This window comes from Pseudomonas sp. HP_08, assembly GCF_055284095.1.
In genome coordinates this window covers 93,781-116,714 of sequence record NZ_JBTOQC010000008.1, presented here as the reverse complement: position 1 = coordinate 116,714, position 22,934 = coordinate 93,781, and the positions used below count along the sequence as shown (strand labels likewise).

18 protein-coding genes are annotated in these 22,934 nt (G+C 60.7%); 5 read left to right on the top strand and 13 right to left on the bottom strand.

Annotated elements, in window-relative coordinates; all coding sequences use genetic code 11:
* The first annotated feature begins 85 nt into the window (after window positions 1-85).
* From parS to ACYAS9_RS09170, 3 genes are all read left to right on the top strand, one after another.
* The gene (gene parS / locus ACYAS9_RS09180) at window positions 86-526 is read left to right on the top strand and encodes a type II RES/Xre toxin-antitoxin system antitoxin (protein ID WP_463567990.1); all 441 of its coding nucleotides are present in this window, start codon (window positions 86-88) and stop codon (window positions 524-526) included.
* Window positions 523-963 carry an RES family NAD+ phosphorylase gene (locus ACYAS9_RS09175; RefSeq protein ID WP_463567989.1) on the top strand — a complete coding sequence of 147 codons (441 nt, stop codon included), beginning with the start codon at window positions 523-525 and terminating at the stop codon, window positions 961-963. The genes parS and ACYAS9_RS09175 overlap by 4 nt, the downstream gene beginning before the upstream one ends.
* A gap of 892 nt (window positions 964-1,855) precedes the next feature.
* On the top strand, window positions 1,856-3,016 hold the full coding sequence (locus tag ACYAS9_RS09170; protein WP_463567988.1) for a hypothetical protein: 1,161 nt from the start codon (window positions 1,856-1,858) through the stop codon (window positions 3,014-3,016).
* A gap of 282 nt (window positions 3,017-3,298) precedes the next feature.
* Here the strand turns inward: ACYAS9_RS09170 and ACYAS9_RS09165 are convergent, their stop codons facing one another.
* Genes ACYAS9_RS09165 through bcsQ form a run of 9 tightly spaced genes read right to left on the bottom strand, consistent with a single transcriptional unit; the run spans window position 3,299 to window position 17,913 of the window.
* Window positions 3,299-4,438, bottom strand: a complete 1,140-nt coding sequence (locus tag ACYAS9_RS09165; RefSeq protein ID WP_463567987.1) for an alginate O-acetyltransferase AlgX-related protein — start codon at window positions 4,436-4,438, stop codon at window positions 3,299-3,301.
* Window positions 4,439-4,462: 24 nt separating this feature from the next.
* Window positions 4,463-5,878, bottom strand: a complete 1,416-nt coding sequence (locus ACYAS9_RS09160; RefSeq protein ID WP_463567986.1) for an MBOAT family O-acyltransferase — start codon at window positions 5,876-5,878, stop codon at window positions 4,463-4,465.
* A gap of 21 nt (window positions 5,879-5,899) precedes the next feature.
* A complete protein-coding gene (locus ACYAS9_RS09155; protein WP_463567985.1) occupies window positions 5,900-6,574 on the bottom strand; it encodes an alginate O-acetyltransferase AlgF in 675 nt (224 codons plus the stop codon).
* Window positions 6,571-7,236, bottom strand: a complete 666-nt coding sequence (locus ACYAS9_RS09150; protein WP_463567984.1) for an SGNH/GDSL hydrolase family protein — start codon at window positions 7,234-7,236, stop codon at window positions 6,571-6,573. Before ACYAS9_RS09150 ends, ACYAS9_RS09155 begins: the two co-directional genes overlap by 4 nt.
* Window positions 7,237-7,251: 15 nt before the next feature.
* A complete protein-coding gene (locus tag ACYAS9_RS09145) occupies window positions 7,252-11,019 on the bottom strand; it encodes a cellulose biosynthesis protein BcsC (RefSeq protein WP_463567983.1) in 3,768 nt (1,255 codons plus the stop codon).
* Window positions 10,995-12,206, bottom strand: coding sequence for a cellulose synthase complex periplasmic endoglucanase BcsZ (bcsZ, locus tag ACYAS9_RS09140; RefSeq protein WP_463567982.1), 1,212 nt, complete (start codon window positions 12,204-12,206; stop codon window positions 10,995-10,997). The genes ACYAS9_RS09145 and bcsZ overlap by 25 nt, the downstream gene beginning before the upstream one ends.
* Window positions 12,207-12,209: 3 nt before the next feature.
* On the bottom strand, window positions 12,210-14,507 hold the full coding sequence (gene bcsB / locus ACYAS9_RS09135) for a cellulose biosynthesis cyclic di-GMP-binding regulatory protein BcsB (RefSeq protein WP_463567981.1): 2,298 nt from the start codon (window positions 14,505-14,507) through the stop codon (window positions 12,210-12,212).
* Window positions 14,507-16,723 carry a UDP-forming cellulose synthase catalytic subunit gene (gene bcsA / locus ACYAS9_RS09130; RefSeq protein WP_463567980.1) on the bottom strand — a complete coding sequence of 739 codons (2,217 nt, stop codon included), beginning with the start codon at window positions 16,721-16,723 and terminating at the stop codon, window positions 14,507-14,509. The genes bcsB and bcsA overlap by 1 nt, the downstream gene beginning before the upstream one ends.
* Complete coding sequence (gene bcsQ, locus ACYAS9_RS09125; protein WP_463567979.1) at window positions 16,720-17,913, bottom strand: cellulose biosynthesis protein BcsQ; 1,194 nt, start codon at window positions 17,911-17,913, stop codon at window positions 16,720-16,722. Before bcsQ ends, bcsA begins: the two co-directional genes overlap by 4 nt.
* Window positions 17,914-18,215: 302 nt before the next feature.
* Here bcsQ and ACYAS9_RS09120 point away from each other — a divergent pair, with 302 nt between their 5' ends.
* Both ACYAS9_RS09120 and nadS read left to right on the top strand, forming a co-directional pair.
* The gene (locus ACYAS9_RS09120) at window positions 18,216-18,488 is read left to right on the top strand and encodes a type II toxin-antitoxin system RelE/ParE family toxin (protein WP_463567978.1); all 273 of its coding nucleotides are present in this window, start codon (window positions 18,216-18,218) and stop codon (window positions 18,486-18,488) included.
* The gene (nadS, locus tag ACYAS9_RS09115) at window positions 18,475-18,759 is read left to right on the top strand and encodes a NadS family protein (protein WP_463567977.1); all 285 of its coding nucleotides are present in this window, start codon (window positions 18,475-18,477) and stop codon (window positions 18,757-18,759) included. Before ACYAS9_RS09120 ends, nadS begins: the two co-directional genes overlap by 14 nt.
* 541 nt (window positions 18,760-19,300) lie before the next feature.
* On the opposite strand, the gene ACYAS9_RS09110 is transcribed toward nadS, so the two are convergent.
* From ACYAS9_RS09110 to ACYAS9_RS09095, 4 genes are read right to left on the bottom strand one after another with little or no spacing between them, the layout of a single operon-like run.
* Window positions 19,301-21,085 (bottom strand): DUF927 domain-containing protein, encoded by a 1,785-nt coding sequence (locus tag ACYAS9_RS09110; protein WP_463567976.1) that lies wholly within the window; start codon window positions 21,083-21,085, stop codon window positions 19,301-19,303.
* Window positions 21,072-21,950, bottom strand: a complete 879-nt coding sequence (locus tag ACYAS9_RS09105) for a toprim domain-containing protein (protein ID WP_463567975.1) — start codon at window positions 21,948-21,950, stop codon at window positions 21,072-21,074. The genes ACYAS9_RS09110 and ACYAS9_RS09105 overlap by 14 nt, the downstream gene beginning before the upstream one ends.
* Window positions 21,947-22,363: a hypothetical protein gene (locus tag ACYAS9_RS09100; protein WP_463567974.1), complete on the bottom strand. Its 417-nt coding sequence runs from the start codon at window positions 22,361-22,363 to the stop codon at window positions 21,947-21,949. The genes ACYAS9_RS09105 and ACYAS9_RS09100 overlap by 4 nt, the downstream gene beginning before the upstream one ends.
* Complete coding sequence (locus ACYAS9_RS09095; protein ID WP_463567973.1) at window positions 22,360-22,644, bottom strand: hypothetical protein; 285 nt, start codon at window positions 22,642-22,644, stop codon at window positions 22,360-22,362. Before ACYAS9_RS09095 ends, ACYAS9_RS09100 begins: the two co-directional genes overlap by 4 nt.
* Window positions 22,645-22,934 lie beyond the last annotated feature (290 nt).

Here is a 22,934-nt window from a genome sequence, read left to right as displayed (position 1 = left end):
ATAGGAATATGTAACCAATCGATCAGATATCTATTCATCTGTGCTACACAGCGCCTCGAACATTTGGGTAAAACGGAATTCCCCCATGCTTCTCGACTCCCCTCGGACAGCCAGTGCAGCCGAAGATTTCTGGCAGCGTCTAAATCTTTCACCGCGTGGTGTGCAGTTGCATAACGCCCTGCGCGAAGGCCTGCCTTACGCGGTGTTCGATCATCTGGCCGACGCCATCGCCATCAACCGCTCGACACTGGCCGATTACCTGGCCATCGCCCCGGCCACTCTGCAGCGGCGCCTGAAAGCACGGCGCTTCAATGTCGAAGAAAGCGACCGGCTGTTTCGTCTGGCCTCGATCTACGCCGCCGCCATGGACCTGTTCGAGGGCCGCGTGGAAACCGTGCGACGCTGGCTGATCCACCCCGTATCGGGCCTGGACCAGCGCTGCCCGCTGGACATGCTGATCACCTCGGCCGAATCCCAGGCCGTGCTGGACCTGATTGGTCGCCTGGAACACGGAGTGATGGTGTGATCAGCGCCTATCGCCTGGTCAAACGCCGCTGGCTGGAACAAGCCTTCGATGGCGAACTCGCCAGCCGTCATGGCGGGCGCTGGAACAGCAAGGGCCGAGCGTGCGTGTACTGCGCCGGCAGCCAGGCACTGGCCCGCCTCGAAATGCTTACGCACCTGAACGACAGCGCGGTCATGCGTCACTTTGTGATGATCGAACTGCAGTTGGCCCAAGAGCAGATTATCAACCTGCCACCCGCCAGCCTGCCCGAAGACTGGCGTCGGGAACCGGCCCCGGCGACCACCGCCTGGCTGGGCGATCACTGGCTTGAGTCCGGTCAAAGCCTGGCCTTGGCCGTGCCCAGCGTGCTGGTGCCGCATGAGGTCAATTACCTGCTGAACCCCCGTCATCCGGGGTTTGCAGCGGTGGTTGAGACGGCCATCAATATATATAGCTAGATATCTAGCTATATAAAAAATACGTACTTAACGCCAGCACCAGTGGCGACAGGGCCAGTGAGATCGAGCAGCTGCTACCGCATCAGTGGATGCCGGGCAGACATACGTAAGGTGAGTTGGGCGGACGTTTACTCCGGAGCCAAGAGATAAAACACGCGCAATTAAAAGATGATCATTTTTTGATCAATTAAAGCCTGCTTATCCACAGGCCTGGTCCGATAGCCAATAGATAAAACCGTCGAAAATGGCGAACAGCCAAGAGACAAAAAGCAGCTTAATCTTCTGAAAAAAACAAGCCGGCACTCGATTCATGCAAAAGCCAAGAGATAAAACCACGATAAATATTCAGAGCTACGAGACAGAATCGCGCGAAACCAAGAGATAAAACCGCGACAAGCCAAGAGATAAAACAGTCGATATCTGTGTTTTTTTCTATTAAATACAGTAGGTTAACTATCCCTTCTTTTCTCTTTTTATTTCTTTCCTTTAAAAAGCTCTTATTTTTATAGCTAACCCAACTAAGCACACACGGCATGGGCCCAGGTATCGGATTAGCCCTTTCCTAATCAATGCGTGAAGGTTGCAGGGCTTGTATCACATGGACTGTAGGAATATTCGCTGTTTTATCTCTTGGGTCTGAGCGACGCCCAATTGCCCATACCTGCTCAAGGATCGATTTGAGGAAATGAATCAGAAGGGTTATTTCCACGTGTTTACAACGAGAAATCCAGGCAGGCTGCGGGTTACAGACTGATCGACATACCTGATAGCGCGGATTATTACGGTATTTATCTCGTGGATATCCCGTGATCCGTCTCTTGGACCCATTGCGCTGTGCAGGATTCGGCTATACGGTTTTGCGCTTTGAAAGCTGTGCACCGGTGGGGGCGCGATGGACACGAATACGGCTGCAACGGCCTTACGTACGCCAGAGGCAAGGCTGTATGGCATCCGTGACGTGGTACTTGTACCGACCAAGCCGGTGACGGCAGCGAATCAGCCGGTCGCTGCCTTGGACCTGTTCGGTAGCTTTCTGGTCAACAACACAGAGCAAGCCAAGCGTTACGGTAATGTTCTGGTTGGGTGGGACCAGATACCCAAGTTTTCCGCCGAGCACCTGAACAACAAGGATGGTCAAGTCCCAAACGACCATAGCGTCGATTTTCGAATCGGCAGCCAGCAGGCAAGGCTTACGTTGTTCCCGGGCACTTTCTATCCAACGAAAACCAGTAAACCGATGCGCCGCTATCCTGGCGTAAAGGAGCAGATGGTCGAGCAAGCGCTGATTCATCATGCGATCGTCCAGGCTGAAGAGCAGACGGTCAATGGCAACACTTCCTACTTTGTCACGTTCACTGTCAATGCCTTGGGTCGGCAGCTCAAGGCCATGGGCAGTACCATGAGCTATACCCAGATTCGCCAGGCGCTGGATGTCCTTTCAAGCTCGGTAATGACCCTCTCATACGGTAATGATCTAACGCTGGATAATCGTGACACCATCCTTTCGTCATTTGACCGGAACAATCTGAGCAAGACGATTGGTAACAATGGCGATGACATCTGGCGTGTCAGATTTCATGCCCTGATCGTCCAGTCGATCCTTCAAGTCACGTATCGGCAGTATCCCATCAACCAGTTGAAGGACTACAGCCTCGTAGGGGCGGCGCTGATGCGTCGGATTCATTACATCTTGACCAATGTTTCAGAAGAGCAGCCTTACCAATTCACTGCCAAAGAAATGAAAATGATCACCGCCGGACTGAATTATGTACGTCTGGCGGGCAGCATGCAGGCCATCAGGAAAGAACTGGAGCGGATGCAGGCAGATCAATACCTGATGCGCTTTACGGTTGAAGAGATTTTTCCGCAGGTGCGTGGCCGTGGTCGGCCCGTCCCGATTGACTATCGATTCACCCTCTACCCAGGGCCGCAGTGGATCAAGAACATGAAGGCTGGCTCAATGCGCCAGAACATCATCGAGCAGCGTCTGGGCCACGCGCGTAGCAAGCGTCTGGAGCGACATGAGCAAATGATTCTCTCGTTCTCGAACTAAATGGATACAGGACCTGTGCCACCAAAGCCGCTCCCACAAAGGGACTGTTTTTCGCTCACACAAGCGGCGCATGCCTTGGTCTGAGTGGCACCTGTGGAGTCATGGCATGTACGGGCAAGCGGTCAGGTCGACGCCTAACGCATGCATGACAACCAACATGGTTTTCGGGCCCTGCGGTCATGCACCTGATTACCCAAGCACAGACCACTGGCCGGTGCTGAGCACTGAAACAAATGATGAGCGATTGCCGGCCTGATCATAACCCCGCACCGCCAAGCGCCCCTACAACCCCATCACCACCGGCACATACCCCGTCTGCAAGTCACGCTCTGGTATCTCCCAGATCAGCACCTTCGGCGGCGTTTGAGTAAACGCAGGACTCGCGAAATACGCATTCGCCGCCCCTGAAAACTCGCCCCCGTCCTTGGCAAAATTGCCGATCGGCGCGCCCAGCGCCCGTTGCAGAAAGTCGACGAACGCGGAGTTGCGCGAGAACGAGGTGCCGATCAGTGCGACGTTGGGCAGATCTGCATCGCCGAACAGATCATCCAGGCTGTCACCGCCCACCGAGGCCGCTTCGACCCGTTCGCGGATCGTGGTTTCGGCCACGCTTTGCGGTGGCGGTTGCAGCGATACCGGCAGCCAGTCGAGGCCGGCCAGACGCACCAGGTCGCCGGGGCGTGGTGCCAATGGTGCGACGCGGGTCTCGAAGGTGCGGTTCGGTGTGGCGGCAAACCCCACTTCCTTGAGGCGCCGGGCCACCGCGTTGGCGGCAGCACTGGCGCCGGTTTCGCTCCAGTGCGTGTCGGTGCGCAAGAAGGCTGCATCCCCCAGCGGTTGCAGGGTAGACGTCAGGTCCAGGGTGTTGACCGCCGCGGCCTGCAACATGCCGCTCCAGTGGGCGACACGCCCCTGCAACTGCCCTGGCCGGTACAGCCCGCACAGCTGATTGGCGGCGATGCGGCTCTTGTCCGGCACCACCACGACCCACAGGTCGATGCCCTGCTTGCCCAGCCGCTGCTTGAGGTCGATGACGGCCTGGGCCTTGCTGCGCTCGTTGGCCTGGGCATTGCGGTTGATGCGCAGCTCATCGGTCAGGAACAGCCAGCCAGAGCAGCCGGGGCGCACGCGCGGGCCGGTGTCCTGGAACAACAGCCAGCTGGCACCACGTTCAAGGTTGGCCGCCTGTTGGGCGAAGAATGTGCCTGACAATTGCTTGGCCAGTGCGTGTGTCACTTCGCCGTGCAACAGCGCATCGCGGTCGACCTTGGCGGGCAGCCATTGCACCTTGCCGCTGGCCATCAGCAGCCCGCACGCCAACAGACCAATGCCCATAAAGACGGCCAGGGTCACGCCGGCCACCGGGCTGATGCGCTGCGCCAGTTCACTGGGCGGCTGCGGTACGTTCGACGATTGGGTCATGGCCGGCCCCTTAGAATTGGAAGCTTAGAATTGAAAGTACAGGAACGGCACCGTCTCGCGGCTGGCGATCAGCGCGAACGACAACACAAACCCCGCCACAGGCCACAACGCCGCGCCCGCGACAAACACCGGGTTGTGCGCCCAACGCTGCTCAACGCGGCGCTGCAACAGCGGCGCCAGCACGCACAGCACGCCCAGCAGCGCGGCCATGCCATGCGCCGGACGCAAGGTCACGGCCAGGGCATCGCCCAGCGCCACGCCGTGCAGGCCGAACTGGCCGGCGTACATCGTCATGGCGGTATGAAAGTCCGGCGAGCGGAACAGCGTCCAGGCCAGGCACACGAACAGCAGCGTCAACACATGCGCCAGCGGCCTTGGAATCGCCGGCAGGCTTGAGTGCGACCAGGCGCGGTCGACGCACAGCGCGATGCCATGGGCGGCGCCCCACAGCAGGTAGTTCCAGCTGTCACCACCGTGCCAGAGCCCGGCGATGGCCATGGTCAGGAACAGGTTGCGGTAGGTTTTCCATGTACCAAAGCGGTTACCGCCCAGGCCGATGTACAGGTAATCACGCAGCCAGCTCGACAACGACAAGTGCCAGCGCCGCCAGAAGTCCTGAATGCTGCGCGCCAGGTACGGACGGTTGAAGTTTTCCGGAAAGTGAAAGCCCAGCATCAGGCCCAGACCGATGGCCATGGCGCTGTAGCCGGCGAAATCGAAAAATAGCTGCAGCGAGTACGCCAGGCAGCCGATCCAGGCATCCACCAGCGTCGGTTGCGGCAAGTGAAAGGCCACGTCCACCAGGGGCGACAAGGTGTCGGCCACCAGCACTTTCATGCTCATGCCGATCATGAAGCGCCGCGCGCCGAGGGCGAAGTTCTGCCCGTTGAAATAACGCTGGTTCAGCTCGCGCCGCACCCAGTCGTAACGAATGATGGGGCCGGCAATCGAGTGGCCGAACATCGAGATGTAGGTCGCGTAATTGATGAAGCTGCGCTCCACCGGCACCGTATGCCGATGCACGTCGACCAGGTACGAGATGGCTTGCAAGACGATGAACGACAGGCCCGCCGGCAGCGCCACCCGCTGCCACTCGAACGGCATGGCGCCATAGCGGGTCATCAGTTCATTGGCGGTCAGGGCCACGATGTTGGCGTACTTGTACCAGCACAGCACCACAACATTGAGCACGATCAGCCCGACCAGCCAGCGCATGCGGGCCGTTGAGCCTTCGCGGGTTCGGTCGACGATCAGGCCGCCGACCCACGCCACCACGGTCAACACCATGTGCAGCGCCAGGAACAGCGGGCTCAGCCAACCATAAAACAGCCAGCTGCCGATCAGCAGAATGCCGTTGCGCCACGACGGCCGACCCAACGAGTAGACCAGCATGAACGCCGGCAAAAACAGCAGGAGAAACTCAAGGGAGGCAAAGACCATGACGACAACTGCCCGATCCGATCAGTGGGACAACGCATCCATAACCGACAACAGGCGCGGGCCAGTGGCCGAAGGCAACAGCAGCACGCTGTAACGTTCGCCCGCCTTGAGCTCGCCCAGATCCAGGGGCTCGCCTACAGAGGTGTTGGCGCAGACCAGTTGCACCGACAGCTTGACCGGGTTGATCGAGCGGCGTTGCAGCGTACCGTCGGCCACCGCCTTGAACAGGTCCGCCGTGCGCCCGGCCGGACGCAGGCTGGCTTCAAGGCAACCGGCATCGAGGCTGAAAAACGCCAGCGAGGCCTTCAGGCCATTGAAGTCATCCGGTTCTTCACGCACCGCGACCTGCTTGAGGCTGCCATCAGCCTGCGGCAAAGCCACCACCGTCACGAACTCGCCGGGAGCCACGACCTGCTCCATGGCCAGTTTCTGCGCGCCACTGACCAGCGTGCCCTTGACGGCACTCTTGGCCTGCAACGGGAAAAACGCCGACACCGGCTCAGTGCTTGCCAGGCGCAACGGCGCCTGGCCTTCCTGAGCGATGACGTCCAGCGGTGCTGCGGTGGCGTTGGCAAAACGGATGAATGCCGAGTCCTCGGCGGGCCCTGTGGGGTACAGCGCAATCTCGGCGGACTGCGCGGCAAGGCTCACCAGCCAGCCTGCACCGACACTGGCCAACAGACGCAAAGGGGTCATTTTTTGGCCCCGCCAGCGCTGACACTGGTGGCCGGTAACTGGCCCAGCGCATTGCCAATGGCCGTGCCCCAGGACTTGTAACCGGCCACGGTGAAGTGCTGGCCGTCAGTGGTGATCCACTGACCCGGCTTGGAGAAGCTCAGCGAGTCAATGTAGGTGCATGGCGCCACGTTGCTTGCCAGAAACTGCGACATCAGTTGCGTGCGCGCATCGTTCTTCTGGTACATGCCACCGACCTTGCCCCAGGCCGGCCCCACCCAGGCGCACCGGGTGCCTGTGGCGGCAATGGCCTTGGTCAGGCTGGTGACACTCTGCCAGGCCCACGCCTTGGGAAACGAAGGCTTGTCGTAGGAGGCCATGGTGTCGCCAATCACGATCACCACCAGGTCCGGCTTGTCAGCGGCGATCAGCTCACCGATGGGCGTGGTGGTGGCGTCGCGGCCCTTGATCACGATGTTGCCGTTGCCTTTCTGTTCGGCACCGCAATCGACTTTCTTGGTCAGCAACCAGTCGCCGGCACTGGCCCCACAGGCGCCGATCGAATGCACGATGGCGCCTTGTCTGGTCAGGTTGTCATGCAGCGGTTCCATCAAATGATCGGCCAGGCTCATGTGGCTCTCCCCCAGAACCAGGAGCGTCATGCCGGCAAGTACAGAAGGCATCGAGTTCTCCGGATATCAGTTGGAATAAGGTGAGCTGTAAGGACTGACCGGCAACTCCATGGGACCTGTCTGGTTCTCGAGCATGTAGCGCACGTACAGGGCACCGCTGAGCTGGCGATAATCGCGGGCGTTGTCCAGGGCCACGTTGCCGCCCATGAACATGTTGCCGCCGATGCGGTACTCGCCGGCCGCGCTCAGGCTGTAGCCGATGCCGGTCTTGCTCTGGCCGTCGTAACTCTGGCCGGAAGCGGCTTGCAGTTCGCTGTCGTCCGGGAAGTACTCCGCACCGTCCTGCTTGAAGTGCTGGATACCGACCGAGCCTTTGACCTGATAGCTGAATTTCTCGGAACGCTGCGACCACATCACAGGGATGCCAATGGCAAAGAAGCTTTGCGGGCTGAAATAGCCGCCATGGCCATAGGTGAAGTAGCTCTGGTCGTTGTCGTAGCTCAGGGCCATGACACTGACACCGGCGGTCAGCTTGCTGTCATCGGTGTTGTTCAGGTACCAGTAGACGCCACCGCCGATTTCGCCACGGCTGTTGGCCTTGACGTTATTACCCACCAGTTTGTGCCAGGAACCGTAGCCGTAGCCGCCGATGGTCTGGTTGTCGAAGCTGACCTGGCCACGTCCGCCGTTGGCGGTCACACCGCCCCACGACAGGCCGCTGCGGTCATCCTTGGAACCGGCAAACGAAGTCACGCTGTCGGTCACCGGACGCCTGGACACATTCAGGCCGTAACGCAGGTTGGGGTTTTCGCCCAATGGACGGTCAACGCTGACACCGCCTGCGACCGTGGTGTACTGAAAGCCCATCGGCGTGGTGCCGATGTCTGCCTTCAAGCCTTCTGCCGGGCGCTCGAAGCCCACCGAGAGGCCCACGCCGGTTTCACGGTTGGAACCTGCATCACCCGTCGAACCGCCACCAAAGCGACTGCCGGCATCGGCCGACACACTGCCGCTATTGAGCGTCACCGGCGTGACACGCACCGCCACGCGGTTGTCGCCCAGCGGGATATTGATCTCCAGTGGCGCCTCGACCATCGTCAGCTTGCCCAGACCGGCCTCGCTGCCGCTGTTGCTGGTCACCGCCAGGCCCTGGGTAACGTAGCCGCTGCGCTTCTCAAGAATACGGTTGAGGGCGCTTTGTGCGCCGGTAAGCGCGCTGTCGGCGTCGCCGCCGCCAAGCGTTGCCTGGGCGGGCAGCGGAATCGCGTCGGCGGCCGCCACACTGCCAGAGCCGGCAGAAGCGTTCGGGGTCGCGGCTGGAGAAACGGTCGGACCGACCTGAACGGCCAGTGCACGTTGCTTCTCGTTCTGTTCGATGGACACGGCCTTGCGCAGCAATTCTTCAGCGGCGCCGGTCTTGCCAATGCTCTCGTAGATGCGCGCCGCCTCGGTCAGCGTCAGCGCGTCATAGCGGCCCAGCCTGAGGAACTGCTCCAGCGCCTTGTCGGCAAAGGTGCGGTCATTGGCCTTGACGGCAGCATCGGCGGCGCCCAGCAGCACTTGCGGGTCGTTTGGCTGACGCTGCAACAAGGGTTTGTAGAGTTCGAACGCCTTGGCACTGTCGCCGCGCGCCGTGTACAGGCGGGCAAACGCCGACACGCCCTGAATATCGTTGGGACGCTGGGCCAGTGCCGGCGCCAGGGTATCGTTGGCCGCGGTCAGGTCGCCGCCTTCACGCAGCAGGTCGGCCTGACGAATGCGGTACTGGTACAGCAAATCGTCGTAGCGCTTGCGGGTCTGCGCGTTCATGGTCTGGCTTTGCAGGTTGCGCAGGATCAGGTTGACCTGTGCATCGTCACCCGCCGTCAGCAGCACGCCGGCGTATTGCAGGGTGCGATCGGTGGAAGGCGAGCGGATCTGCGCGATGGCGGTGCGGGCCATGGCGCGGCCGCGCTCGACTTCACCGGCTTCGATGTAGGCGCTGGCCAGGGTCAGTTGACGCTCCGGCGTGGCACTGGCCACTGGCAGCAGTCGATCAAGCAGCACCAGCGCTTCCTGACGCTGCCCACGCTTGGCGATGCTGACGGCCAGATTGACCTGCACGGTCATGGTGACTTCGTCTGCCAGGGCTTTCATTTCAGGGGTGCGCTGGTCGACGGGAATACGCGCAAAGGTCATCTGCGCATCTTTCCACTGACCCATTTCCACCGACAGCAAGGCGCTGGTGTAGAGCGCATCGATGTTGTTCGGCTGGCTCTTGAGCAGGTCGTCGATCAGTGCACGGGCCTTCGGTGCTTCATTGGTCTTGAGGTACAGGCGCGCCAGGTCGAAACGTGTCCAGACGTTGTCCGGGTCGTTGCTGACCGCCTCTCTCAGGGCGGCCTGGGCCGCCGGCGTATCGCCGCGCTGCTCGGCAAGGCGCGCGACCTGAATGGCACGCAGCGCCTTGAAGCTGCCGCTGTCGCCCATCTTGGCCTGTTCGGCGATGGACAACGTATCGATCAGGCGCAGCGCTTCATTGACCTGGCCACTCTGGGCCAGAACATTGATCAGGCCGCGAATGGCCCGGGCATTGCCCCGGTCGCTGGACAGTACCTGGCGGTAGCTGGCATGCGCCGCTTCAAACTGACCGGCCTGGGCCTGGATATCGGCCTGGGCCAGGCGCACATCGACACTGGACGGGTTCTGACGCACCGCCTGGGCCGCCGCCTCCAGGGCTTTGCTGCCCTGCCCCTTGGCCTGCAGGTCGCGAGCCTGTTGCAGCTGCGTCCAGGTCTGGACATTCTCCAGCGCGCTTTTCCAGCGCTCGCCACCGGTCTGGCGGGTGGCGCGGGTCAGCAGTTGCTCGGCTTCGGCAGGACGGTTCTGTTGCTGACGCACCACACCCAGGCCACCCAGGGCGTCGACATCGTTAGGCTTGGCTTTCAGGCGCTCGTTGAACGCGGCTTCGGCAGTGGCCAGATCGCCCTTTTCCAAAGCCTTGAGGCCACGGGCCACTTGCGGATCCTGCTGCCAGCCGGAAGCACCGGCACCGGCCTGCTGCTGCCGGCCCTTGTTCATCTGGTCGCGGATTTCCTGATCGTCCGGGTGGACCTTGAGAAACTCTTCGAACAGCGGCACCTGGGCCGCCGTCGGCGAGCCGCTCCAGACCAGCGCCAGACGCCAGCTCTGGTCGGCGTCACCGGCGATATCGGGATGGGTGCTCAGGCGGGCCAGCGAACGAATGCCTTCGTCGCGGCTGTCTTCACGGCGGGCCAGGTGCTTGGCGTAAAACAGCGCCAGCACCGAGTCGTTCGGGTTTTGCTTGATCAGACGCTCGAAGCCCTGGCGGGCCTCGGGCCAGTCGGTGTTGCTGAAGCCCAGGTTGGTGTAGTACTCACGCCCGATACTGCCCTGCGGCACACGGCCATTGAACAGCTTGCGAAACGCAGCCGTGGCCTTGTCGCGCTCACCGGCATCGGCCAGACGCCGGGCCTCTTCGAGCAGCGCCTTGTTGTCCGACTGGGTCAGGGAAATATCCTGCTCCAGCTGGATCGCCTGCGCAGGCGGCGGCGTCAGGGCGCGCAGTCGTGCCAGATAACTCTGGGCCTGCTGCGGCTGGTTCTTGTTGACGCCAATCAAGCCCATGCCATACAGCGCATCGACCTGGTTGGGGTCTTGCTGCAGCACTTTCTGCCAGATTTCGGCGGCCCGCACCGCGTTCGAACGCGCTTGCCAGTATTGGCCCTGCTCGATCAACTGGGCCTGTACTGCAGAAGTTTCAGCGTTGGCAACGTTATTGGCTGCGATTGCTGTAAGTAGCCCGATAACTAACGTGTGGCGACTGGCGGGCATGAAGTCTCCCAAGACAATTTAAGGGTTCCGTCATGGCGGAACTGATAGCGTTGTTCAATCCAGCCCAAGGCAAACAGGCTGAGCATAAAGTTGTAATAAGCCGGTTCCGTGCGGTCTTGCGGATCGTTCTTCAGGACCCGGGCAATACCACGATCAACCGTGCGTCGTTGTTGCTCGACCAGCCAGGTTTGTCCCTTGGTCTGGAAGTAAGGCAACAACGCCGCGGAATAACCAAAAGGCCCTTGGCCCTCGCTTGCGCCGCTCATGACCTGAACTTTTTCCGGTGGCACGCCGCTGGACGCGGTGCTGGCCGACATGCCGTCCAGACGTGTCAGCAGCGCAGCCGCCAGCGGGTCGGATGCAGGGGTCATGCCAGCCCACAGGTAAACGCGAATAGCGTCATAACTGCCCAGTTCGCCCTTGGACGGGTCGACCACGAACAGCCCTGTTTTGGGCGAGGTGCCACGATAACCCAGCCAGTCTGCCACAAAGCCCTTCGGACTGGTCGCCTGGATCATCTTTAAGGTGTTGTCGGCGATCTCTTTCCAGGGTCCGTGCGGCGCCTCTTTGGCCAGGCGGCGCAACAAGGGAATGGGCAGATAGCTGGGGTTCAGGCGCCATAAATGATCGGGCTGCGCAAAGCCTTCAGGGCCGGGCAGCACCATTTTGCCCAGGCCGGGCAAGTCGACGACCAGTCGCGCTTCAATGGTGTTGAGCAAAGCCAGGGCATCGTCGCGGTAAGCAGGGGCCTGCCAGAGGCGCGCTGCTTCAAGCAGTGCGTAGGCCATCCACAAATCGGCATCGGAGGCCGAGTTGTCATCCTGGATCTGCCACACGCCATCCTTGCCCTTGCCCCATAACCAGCCCGGCAGGCGGGTCTTGAGGTCGGAGCCCATCATGTTGGCGACCGTCCACGACCACAACGCGTCGAAGCGCTTGCGGTCATTGGCCACCAGCGCGAAGACCATGCCATAGGACTGGCCTTCGGAGGTGCTGTGATTGGGCTCCATGCTCGACTCGAGCATGCGTCCATCGTCCTGGACATTGCGTTGCGCGTAGTTCTGCCATAGCGGCCAGGTCGGGCTGTCACAGCGCTCGGCCGCCGTGAGCGGTGTCAGCACCGCTGCCATCAACAACCCCGCCAGCCAGCGCGTACTACGACGCGGGTTCATGAGTAAAGCCAACATGGGTTATCCGTTTCCCAGACGACGCTTGGCCAGCGAACGCAGCGCCAGATAGGCCAGGCCACTGACCAGCGCGACGCAGACCGCCAGGATTAGCAACATCAACAGTACATTGCGCGACATCAGCCATTGCGCGTACTTGACCGGGTTCAGTTCACCGACAAAGTACTGCTGCTCGGCCACCAGAGCCTCGACCGAATTGCCGCGCACCACGACCAGACTGCCCTGCACTTTGTCGCTGGTGTCCAGCGCGCGGGTCACATCGGTCAGGCCAGATGGCTGGCCACTGGACATTAATACCACACTGCGGCCTTTGTGCAAGGGCGATTCGAAACCGGTCAAAAAGGTGCTTTGTGTGTTGCTGGAGAACGCAATGGCCATACGCGCACGCCGCTGGTTTTCATCCGGGTCCGGGCTCATCCAGTCGCGCAAGCGAAAGGCCAGGTCCGAAACCTCAAAGCTGCGCTGCTGGCCATCGCCGGCCATTGGCAAGCGATCGGCCCACTGCTTGAGCAACGGCTGATCGGTGCCCGATGACAAGACCAGAATGTCCTTGTCGGCGGCGCTGCCGATCTGCGCGGCCTGAATCACCGCGACGCCGGTCGCAGGGTACCCGGTCGAGCCGCCGAAACGGCCCAGCACGCTCAGGTAAGCGCTGATGTCTTCAGCACTGGCGTTGTCCGGCAGCACCACAGCGGTCTGCGACAGGTCGGCCATGCGGGTGAACGGGAAACCGGAATCCTTGAACACGCCCAGGTTCGGCATGGCCATGAAGTGGTTGTAACCGCTCAGGTCCAGGGTCGACTCCGGGTCGATGCTGCCGCGCATGTTGTCGATGATGATGTCGCCACATTCGCCCTGCTTGATGTAGTCGAACATGTAGCGCAGCTGCAGGCGCGATTGCAGGGCGGCTGCGTTGAGCGGCAGGTACATCTTCATTTCACGGCTGATCGTGTCGTTTTCGCCGGTCAGCCTGGCCACGATCGAGCGGTCGAGCTTATCAACCGACGGCAGTGACTCGGCCTTGATCAGGCTGTCGTTGAGGCTGACGATGATCGAGGAGTTATTGGAACGCTGCTGCGGCGTATAGCGGTACTTGAGCTGCAACGGCACGCCGTCTTCACGCCAGTTGAACAGGTCCGGCGGCAGGTTCAGCGGCACCGTGATTTCGCCCGGCGCGTAGCCGGCCACATCCAGCTTGCTGGTCGCGATCAGTTCACCGAGCTTGACCGGACGGTCGCTGGGCAGCCAGTTCGGCGCATCGTACGGTTTGCGAGGCTTGAGCACCTCGACCCGCTCGACCTGCACGCTGCTGCCGACCAGGCTTTGGCTGCCGACCACCAGTGCATTGACCGCCTGCTTGAGCTCGGCCGAGTCCCGCCCGGTGATGACCAGCAGCTTGCTGTCGGGGTCGTTCGGATGGGCCATCATCGTCAGGGTCGGCCCCTTGGCCGCCGGCATCGACAAGCTGCCCAGTTGCAGAGGCCCGGTGCCCTTGAGCAGCACCAGTGCGTTGCCCTTGGCAGGCAGATCGTCGAAATGCGCCGGGAAGGTCGCGATTCGCGAATGGCTCTTGGCCGCGCCGATCCAGGACGCCAGCGCACCGGCCGCTTCAAGGGTGGTGTTATCGGGCGCGCTGCCCAGAACCACCGGCAGCATTACGTCACGGTCGTCGCGGCGATCAAAAAACGGCAGCGGCAGAATCGCCAGGTCGTTGGGCAGAATGAACGGCGACACCTGAAGGTCCAGGCGCGTGTCGTTGTTGATCCGCGCCCACAGGCTGGAATGCTGCGGGTCTTCGCAACTCATCGTGTAGTGACCGATGAACTGCAGGCTCAGGCGGTTGAACTCGGTGATCATTTGCGCCGGGATGTCGACCGTCTGGGTCTGCGGCTTTCCGGCACCGTCCTTGGGCAACGGCAGGCTGGCGGCAACTTCGTCGTTGACCAGTACGTTGATCTGCGACAGGTCCGCCAGCAGCGACGGCGAATAGCTGTACTCCAGGGTCAGGCGCGCACCGGTCACCACCTGGTCGGCACGCACATTGAAGTTGACCGTGTCGTTGGAATCGATGCCGCGCAGCACCATCGGGTAATTGCGCCCCAGTTGCTTGAGGGTGACGCTTACCCCGCTGCCCGGCACGCTCGCCTCTGGCGGGGCGACGACGGGCGGGGCAACGGGCGGCGCGACCGGCGCGGCCATGCCTGAAGGGCTGACGCCCAGCAGCAACAGCGACGACACAAAGGCTGCAAGGCAGCGTGAGGCATTACCCGCTTGGCGGCTTTCCATCGATTTGCAGATCATTATTTTTCCATAACAGAGTCGGGAGCCGGTGCCGGTGTACGTCGGGCGCGCCAGGCCTGGCGGGTAGCGTTGAGCAGCTCGCTGACACCCCGCAGGCTGATGCCGCAGACTTCACGCATTGCTTTGAGGGGTGTATCGATGGTTCCGCGGCCCCAGGTCGCAGCCCAGGTGTCGGCCCGCGAAAAGGTCAGGCGTACCAGCTCGCTCTGCTGACGCAGGGTCAGGTGATCGAACTGCACACCGGCCATCGAGCCATGGCTGAAAACCACGGTGGCCGGAAACCGGCTGAGCGTGTCTTTGCGAAACAGCACCACGTGCAGCGCTTCGCCGCGTTCGATGCTTTGTCCTTCAGGCAACCTGAAGCCCAGGCCCTTTTGCGAGAAGTCCAGGGTCACAGCGTCCATCACGCTGCCGTCGGCGCGTTCCAGGCGCATCGGCAGGCTGGCGGCCACACGCGGCTCGCGGCGTACCTGACGGGTTTCGCTGGCCACCGCCACGGCGGCGCCGGTGATGATGATGTTGTAGACCGTCCAGGCCAGGTTGATCAGCACCGTGACCATCGCGCCCTCTTCGTTGCTGCCTTCGATCAGCATGCCGATGCCGATCACCAGGCCGGTCAGGTTCAGACCCAGCAGCACGATGTAAGGACGCGCCAGGCGCCACTCGAAAAACTTTTTATCGATGATCCCGCCCTTGTCGGTGACGTTGAAGCCACCGAATTTCGGGTTGATCAGCGCCATGAGCACCGGCCCCATGATGTACCAGGCCAGGACCGTCTCGTAGACCTCGTTCCAGAACGAATGGCGAAAGCGCCCCTGCATGGTCGAGTTGGTGATGTTGGAGTGCAAAATGTGCGGCAGCACATACACCGTGATCATCAGCGCCGAGGCCTGAAAGATTCGCGCATCGAAAAACAGAAAAGCCAGGGGCGCGGTCAGAAACACCAGGCGCGGCAGGCCATAGAAAAAGTGCAGCATGGCATTGAGGTAGCAGAATCGCTGACCCAGCGTCAGGCCCTTGCCCAGCAGCGGGTTGTCGGTACGAAAGATCTGCGCCATGCCGCGTGCCCAGCGCACCCGCTGGCGGATGTGCCGTGACAGGCTTTCGGTGGCCAGACCTGCCGCCTGAGGAATGGCCAGGTAAGCAGTGTTGTAACCGGCCCGGCTGAGCTTGAGCGCGGTGTGCGCGTCCTCAGTGACGGTCTCGGTGGCCACACCGCCAATTTCTTCCAGTGCCGTGCGCCGGATGACCGCGCACGAGCCACAGAAAAACGCCGCGTTCCACAGGTCGTTGCCGTCCTGCACCACGCCATAGAACAACTCGCCTTCGTTGGGCACGCTGCGAAAGGTGTCGAGGTTCTTTTCGAACGGGTCGGGCGAAAAGAAAAAGTGCGGCGTCTGCAACATCGACAGCTTGGAGTCCTTGATGAACCAGCCCATGCACAACTGCAGAAAGGAACGGGTCGGCACGTGGTCGGCGTCGAAGATCGTGATGTACTCGCCGTCGGTGACCTTCAGCGCTTCGTTGAGGTTGCCGGCCTTGGCGTGATCATTGTTGTCGCGGGTCAGATAATTCACCCCGATCTGCTCGCAGAACTCGCGAAACTCTTCACGCTTGCCATCATCGAGCAGGTGCACGCGCAGCTTTTCGCGCGGCCAGTCGATGGCTTGCGCTGCAAAGAGGGTCAGCTTCACGATCGACAGCGATTCGTTGTAGGTCGGAATGAACACATCCACCACAGGCCAGGTGTCCGGTGAGCCCTGCATCAGCACCGGATCCCGGCGCAGCGGCCAACAGGTCTGCAGGTAACCGCACACCAGCACCACCAGGGCATACAGCTCGGCCAGCAACAGGCCGGTGCCAAACAGCATGTCGACGCCGTTCTCGAAGCCCAGCGTGGAGGTGATGCGCCAGTACATGTAGCGCAGCGACATGATCAGCGACAACACAATCATCGCCAGAATCGCCAGGCGGTTGGCAGACCGGCGCAGGCACACGGCGGCGGCAAAGCACATGACACCGAAGGCGCTTTGGGTCAGCAGGTCAAAGGGCACCGAGACGATGAAGAAAAACAACAGCATGCCCAGCAGCATGGCGGCCAGCTTCAGGCTCTTGAGCGCAACCGGGGAGCGGTTATAGACGCGATCATGCAAACCCTGCAGGCGCGATTTCAGGGGCGCCCGCAGCGGGGGCACTTCGGGTAAAGGGGCATTCATGAAATAGACGACTCACGTGTCTCTTGTCCATGCTCTGCCATGAGCTGCAGCGTGAGCCGACTGCCCAGGTCAAGCAGGTCCTGTACGCCCGCGGTCGGCCTTTGGGCCTGCAACGGATCAGTACCGTAGGCCAGCGCCTCGGCGATGGTCTGATCGAGGCGTACCCGGCCCACCAGTCGCTCGCCCAGACGGCGACGCAGCACTTCATACATATCGCTACTGAACGCGCGCGACACATCGAAACGGTTGGCCACGTAATGACAGGCAGGCGGCTGACGGCGCCTGGCCAGCGGTTCCAGTGCGCGCTCCATCGCGTCCAGCGTCAGGTAGCCAGCCGCTTCCGTATCGAGCACGACCAACACGTGGCTGGCCACGTTCAGCGCCTGGTCCAGGTAACGCGAAGGGCCGGATGCAACGTCCAGCACCAGCACATCCCGCGCCGTGAGCTGCATGCGCTCGATCTGCCGGGCCAGCCAATGCGGGTCATGATCAAGGTACTGCTCCAGCGTGCTGCGCTCGCCGGCGATCAACGCGCCATAAGGCAGCACCTGAGTATTGCCGGAGCCTGTCAGCAGCAGCTCATTCCAGCTTTCACCCCGCAGACTGCCCGGGGCCAGGCCGGCCACATCGGGGCTGGCATCGAGGTGATGACGCAGGCAATCCTGAGGGTCGAGCTCCACGGCGATACTGCGCCCGCCGGGCAACGCCACGGTCCGGGTCAGCGCGGCGCACAGCGTGCTCTTGCCAACCCCGCCCTTGGCCGACACCACAGCAATCACGCGGGCCTGAATGGCCGGCGGCGCGGTCTTGGACAACGACTGCTGCAAGGCTTCGTTGTTGCGGGCTTCGGCTTCGGCCTGACGGGCCTTGGCCACCTCAGCCAGCAACGAGCGCAACGGCGCCGGTATCGAGCGGGAGGGCACGTGCTCGGTTTTTACGGCAGGCGCTGGAGGCTGCTCTGGCATTGCAACGGGCGTTTCGATGGGGTGTTTCGTCAGCGAGACAGGCGCAACGTCCAGAGGCAACACCTCGGCCACGGATTGCACAGGCTCAGACACAGCCACAGGCACTGATCGCAAAGGCGCGACGGGCGGCTCTTTGTAGTCAAAGTGAGTGTCGATTTCCAGATAAGCGTCAGTACTTGCATCAAGGTTCTGGAATAACCCGGCAATGTCATCGGCACGGTGCATACGGTTGACCTCTTAAAAGGGGCTGAGGGTTGCAGACCCTGTAAGAAAGCATTAGTTGCTAATGTGTAATATCAGTATGACAGTGTCAATAATTTGATACTACTTGCCGTTTTCTTCTGGATGAACGGAAATGCACCGGAGATATGGCGCCATATTATTGGCGATCTAAAACCGTTGTTTATAGAGAAAATCAATTTATTTAGATAGCTAGATATCTAGCTATAAAAGCGTGTGGACCGCTCTGGCCGTGCTTTTCCGCGGTCACAGGGCACTCAAACGCGGCGGTGTGATGTGCAGTTGTCGTGCGGCATAAGCCTGGAACGCTGATCGAATCACCTGACAAAGGCGAGCTGATCAAACATACGGGAGGACTGCGCAAAATCAGGATGGCGAGCGGATCTCAGGGAAAAAGTGGTAGCGCGCGAGTTATTTACTTTCTCGCCACTGCCGAGGTTATCTACCTGGTGATGGCCTATCCGAAAAGCAGCAAAGACAGCCTGACAGAGGCTGAAAAAGCAGTGTTGAAAGACCTGACAAAACGACTGAAAGATGAGGTGTCGCATGAATTTTTTTGATGAGCTGAAAGCCTCTCTTGAAGAAGCCGTCGAGATTAAAAATGGCGTCACAGCGCCTGCCCGCGTCACGCGCTTTGAGTTGACCGACGTCAAGGCAATCCGTGCACAGCTCAATGTCACGCAAGACGAAATGGCGAAAGTGCTGGGTACCAGCGTGGACACTATAAAAAGCTGGGAGACCGGCAGACGTAACCCGACCGGGCTGGCTGCAAAGGTCCTGGCAACCATTCAGACCAACCCTCAATTCTTTCAAGAACTCGCTTCGCATTGACGGCGGAATGATTACCCGGCAGTCGTAATATCCAACTGAAACCTTGGGCATGCGCTGCACAGTCAATACGGATCCTGGACAGGCGCCGTCTTCTTGTCGAAGCGAAAGACGGCATGGGGCGCCTAACCTTCATTCAAAAACGTGTTTGTGTTGCCACTGTTGCCACTTCCTTTATCGGGTGGCAACGCCTGAGAGGCCCGTCGTTGTTGGGCGTTGCCACTGTTGCCACCGTTGCCACCGATTTCAGGTTCCTGTGAAATCATGCTTTTTCGATCCGGCCTACCTTTAGGCATCTGACCCGTCATGGCGAACCTGCCACTTGCCTTTTTAGCGGGCCGTAATCACAACGGCCGGGTTACCGAAACACCTCACAGCACAGGTTCCTGTAATCGAAAAAACGGTGGCAACAGTGGCAACGGTGGCAACAACCACGGAATACGGGGCCTCTAGCCGGTTTTTATGTTGCCATCTCGTTGCCACACGGTTTTTTGTGGCAACGCCTGCTAACCCGATCGTAGCGTTGTCTCTTTTACCGCTCTATTCAGGCGCTCTCGACCTCCAGTCCATTGGGGTCGATGACGTACAAGCGCGCCTGACCGCCACCCGGCAAGCGGTAATTCTTGGTGCTGCGCTTACGGTCGGCGTCGCGTCTGGCCAACACATCGGCGCCTTCCAGCGCCTTGATAACCCGACTCAAACCGTACCCATTCGCCGCCTCGATCAACGCCGGCTTGTTGAACAGGTACAGGCGCTTGCCATCCAGCAGTTCCCAGTAGCCGGCCCGATTGTGCACCTTGTTGTCAGTCGTGTCTTCGGCGATGTCCGAGAAGCGGCTGCTGCCGTGCTTGTCGATGAAGTCCGAAATGCCGGCGAGGATTTGCCGGTCTTCGGCGTTGCCGCTGCCCATGCGCAACTGCCATTCCCTGAAGAGTAAAAGGCAGTCCTCCAGTGCACTGCCCGGTGGCCAAGGCAACAACGCATAGGTGATCGCCATTTCCCCGGCCAGGGCAATCACGGCAAAGCGATCCGCTATGCGTCCGGCTTGCGCGTTGTCTTCAACGAATCGGCTACGGACTTCTGCGAAGTTTTCCAGCAATGCAGGCCTGTCGTCGCTGGCCAGCAGATGCTCGACGAAAGCCGGGCCGATATGTCCATGGTGGGCCGCCACGGCGACGGTCAACAGACGATGAAAATCAGCACCGGCCAGCCCATGCAACTCATCAAAAGCGCGATGTGTACGGGTGCCGGCGTTGACGTCGACCATACGCAGCTCGGCGCCGGCATGAGCGCTGTTACCGCCAATGGCGGCATGTTCGGACAAGGAGCGCTCACCGCTGGAGAGAGACAACAAACGCCAGCTCAGTTTGTCCCGCGCTTCACGGTCGCGGGTCATCGTGCCTTTGCCTTGCCCGTTGGCCAGCGCATAGGCCATTTCCTGCACCCGCTTGGGATCGGCACGTTTGATCTCATCCAGTGGCAGCATCGTGTCGTTGCGACTCGACGCTTCGATTTCCAGACCGCCCTTGGTCATGTCCCACGACACCGCGAACACGCCCGGATCGCCCCACACCGAAGAGCCCACCAGTTGCGCCAGCGACTTGCCGCTGGAGCTGTCGCCGACCAGATGCACACCGCCGCCAAGCACGCCCACCAGACTCAAAAGCGGCCCGGCCAGCGCGCAACCGATGGCCAGGGTCAGCACCGGATTGCCTGCGCATCGAGCAGCGACTTCGGCCTGCCAACCCGCCAGACTGCCGCGCCGACTGAACAGTAATTGAGTTTTGCCGCTGCTCTGGTAGCGCACTTTATCGCTGCCAATAGTGCGGCCGGGCAACACAAACGCGCCCGATTCATGCCAGCCCGGTCGGCAGGTGGTGGCAAACACCTGGATCGGCTTCTGGTCGAGCAGGTACTCCATGAACGGGCCGCGCTTCTTGATGGCGATGATCGCGCCCATGCCGAACAACTGACGACGAACGTCTTCACCGCTGCCGCCGAACACCTCCATGGCAACAATCAGTTCCTTTGCACCGTCGTCGGTCAGCAGGCGTAACAGGCGACCATAACTGTCGTCGTCGCTGTTGGTGGTGCGCGCCATGACGGTGACAGGAGTGGAAATCCATTCATCGACGATGGTGCGGCTGTCTTCGTCATCTGACTCATCATCGCCGAGCAAACGCTTATAGCCATGCCAGTACACACCGGGTTTGAGGCGTCGGCCTTTCTCGTTGCTGACCCAGTGCTCGTACACCGCCCAACAAGGGCGATCAGGCACTACTTCGGGCGCATTGGGGCTCAAATGGACGGGAAATTCAGGCGAGGCCATGGGCGCGCCTCCACATAACAAGATCGTTGTAATCGGTCAGCTCCAGCGGCGCCTCGGCAGGCCAGCCGGGAAAGGTCACCAATGCACCGGCCGCGATGGCGGCGGCATTGGCGAAGGTGCGGCCAGGGTTGCCTTTGGTTTGTCGATCATCGTCGCCGGCGATGATGAGTTGCAGATCGGGATACCGGGCGCGCAGTGCCAGCGCCACCGGCTTGAGATTGCCGGCATTCATGGCGGCGGCAACGCTGTAGCCGCTTTGATGCAACGTGGCAGCGGTGGCCCAGCCTTCACAGATGCACAGCGGTTGATCGGGACTGACGGTGCCGATTGGCGAATAGCAGCCTTGTACCTTGCCGCCGCTAAGGAAGCGTTTGGAACCGTCCGGTCCAATACGTTGCAGATTCACCAGTTGCCCGTTGGCGTACAGCGGGACAAGCAGTTCATCGCCGCGCTGACGAAGGGTGTATGGATCGATCTGCTTGGCCACCAGATAAGCATGCTCGGGATCGGCACCGCACGCTTTACGCCACCAACACAGCGCCACCTCGGCAGCCTGTTGCTGGCAACGCAGACGCTCGGTTTCACGTCGACGCCGCGCCTGCGCTATGTGTTCACGTATCTGTTCGGCTTCCTGCTGATTCTGTGGTTGCCGGCTGCACCAGGTGTGAGTGTTGCCCGTTTTCCAGCTGCCAAACGCACCGGCAGCGATGGCATCGATGAACAACACATACCAGCCATTGAGCCGGCCTGGTTTATCGCCCGGCACATGAAAGCGATGAATCTCGCCATCGCCTACGGGCAGCCAGTCGAGCGGGCCATAGACCGATTGCAGCGCGTCACGAAACAACACCGTGGCAATTTTCATGGCCGCCCCTTGGCGAGCTGCTCGCGGATTTCAGCGGCGGTCTTGCCTCGGGTTTCTATCGCTTTGCCCGACACGGTGATCTGGGTTATTTCGTTTTCCGTAAGCCCAAGACTGCGCAATCCATCCGTCCATTGCTGGAATCGGGCTTGAGCGGTGACTTTGGAATTAGGCCCTTTTGCCCGCAAACACACATCGCACATGTCGTCAGGATGTGGTCGGGTTTCCCAAGTCCCAGGCCGCCGAAACTCAAACAACCCACACTCGCAGCGACACAACCACAACGCACCTTTGCCCATGGTGCTTGCGCGATACCAGGCAATGGCGGTCATTTTTCCGCGCTGCTTGCCGGTGTGATCGATGGCGTAATCAGGACGCGGAGACAGCTCAGGCAATGACTCGATGGACTGACTCATGCTGGTCTCCCAGGCGCCGAAATCCCCAACAGCACCCGGCAAACCTGCCCATTGTTCACCGCATGCCCATTAATGAAGTGTTCGATCGAGACGACCGTTCGGGCTTCGACAAAAGCACCTTTACTGCGAATCACCAAGCGCCCGCACTCGGCATCAGCGGCCGTCAGAAAGGGCCCCAGCAGCGGCTTGGCCACCTTGGGATGCACGACAAAAAACAGCTCGATGGCTTTTTTCAGGCAAGCCGAACCCGTTGGCGCCGGTGCGCCGTTTTTAATGTTCATTATTTTTTCCGCCGGCCCTGTGGCCCTGGAATACAGATCACTGTCGCGGCCACCTTCAAGGGCGGCCGCGATCCCGTTTTTTCAGGAGATGCGTGGGTTACGTCGAAGCGATGTAACCCGGACAGGATTCCAGGGCACGGGAGTGATGCAGGCGGCGATGCGCGAGGGCGCGGGGTCTGGACGGATTGCGGGTGTGCATGGGGTTAGCTCCTTCGTCAGATAGAGCTGCCACGTTCGTTTCCAAGCGAATGGGTGGCAGCCGTGTGCAGGTTGGAAAACCGGTGACAAAG

What these genes read in the sequence shown, in the direction of transcription:
- parS (WP_463567990.1), top strand. Translation starts at nt 86, where the DNA reads ATGCTTCTCGACTCCCCTCGGACAGCCAGTGCAGCCGAAGATTTCTGG.
- ACYAS9_RS09170 (WP_463567988.1), top strand. Translation starts at nt 1,856, where the DNA reads ATGGACACGAATACGGCTGCAACGGCCTTACGTACGCCAGAGGCAAGG.
- ACYAS9_RS09165 (WP_463567987.1), bottom strand. Translation starts at nt 4,438, where the DNA reads ATGACCCAATCGTCGAACGTACCGCAGCCGCCCAGTGAACTGGCGCAG.
- ACYAS9_RS09160 (WP_463567986.1), bottom strand. Translation starts at nt 5,878, where the DNA reads ATGGTCTTTGCCTCCCTTGAGTTTCTCCTGCTGTTTTTGCCGGCGTTC.
- ACYAS9_RS09155 (WP_463567985.1), bottom strand. Translation starts at nt 6,574, where the DNA reads ATGACCCCTTTGCGTCTGTTGGCCAGTGTCGGTGCAGGCTGGCTGGTG.
- ACYAS9_RS09150 (WP_463567984.1), bottom strand. Translation starts at nt 7,236, where the DNA reads ATGCCTTCTGTACTTGCCGGCATGACGCTCCTGGTTCTGGGGGAGAGC.
- ACYAS9_RS09145 (WP_463567983.1), bottom strand. Translation starts at nt 11,019, where the DNA reads ATGCCCGCCAGTCGCCACACGTTAGTTATCGGGCTACTTACAGCAATC.
- bcsZ (WP_463567982.1), bottom strand. Translation starts at nt 12,206, where the DNA reads ATGTTGGCTTTACTCATGAACCCGCGTCGTAGTACGCGCTGGCTGGCG.
- bcsB (WP_463567981.1), bottom strand. Translation starts at nt 14,507, where the DNA reads ATGATCTGCAAATCGATGGAAAGCCGCCAAGCGGGTAATGCCTCACGC.
- bcsA (WP_463567980.1), bottom strand. Translation starts at nt 16,723, where the DNA reads ATGAATGCCCCTTTACCCGAAGTGCCCCCGCTGCGGGCGCCCCTGAAA.
- bcsQ (WP_463567979.1), bottom strand. Translation starts at nt 17,913, where the DNA reads ATGCACCGTGCCGATGACATTGCCGGGTTATTCCAGAACCTTGATGCA.
- nadS (WP_463567977.1), top strand. Translation starts at nt 18,475, where the DNA reads ATGAATTTTTTTGATGAGCTGAAAGCCTCTCTTGAAGAAGCCGTCGAG.
- ACYAS9_RS09110 (WP_463567976.1), bottom strand. Translation starts at nt 21,085, where the DNA reads ATGGCCTCGCCTGAATTTCCCGTCCATTTGAGCCCCAATGCGCCCGAA.
- ACYAS9_RS09105 (WP_463567975.1), bottom strand. Translation starts at nt 21,950, where the DNA reads ATGAAAATTGCCACGGTGTTGTTTCGTGACGCGCTGCAATCGGTCTAT.
- ACYAS9_RS09100 (WP_463567974.1), bottom strand. Translation starts at nt 22,363, where the DNA reads ATGAGTCAGTCCATCGAGTCATTGCCTGAGCTGTCTCCGCGTCCTGAT.
- ACYAS9_RS09095 (WP_463567973.1), bottom strand. Translation starts at nt 22,644, where the DNA reads ATGAACATTAAAAACGGCGCACCGGCGCCAACGGGTTCGGCTTGCCTG.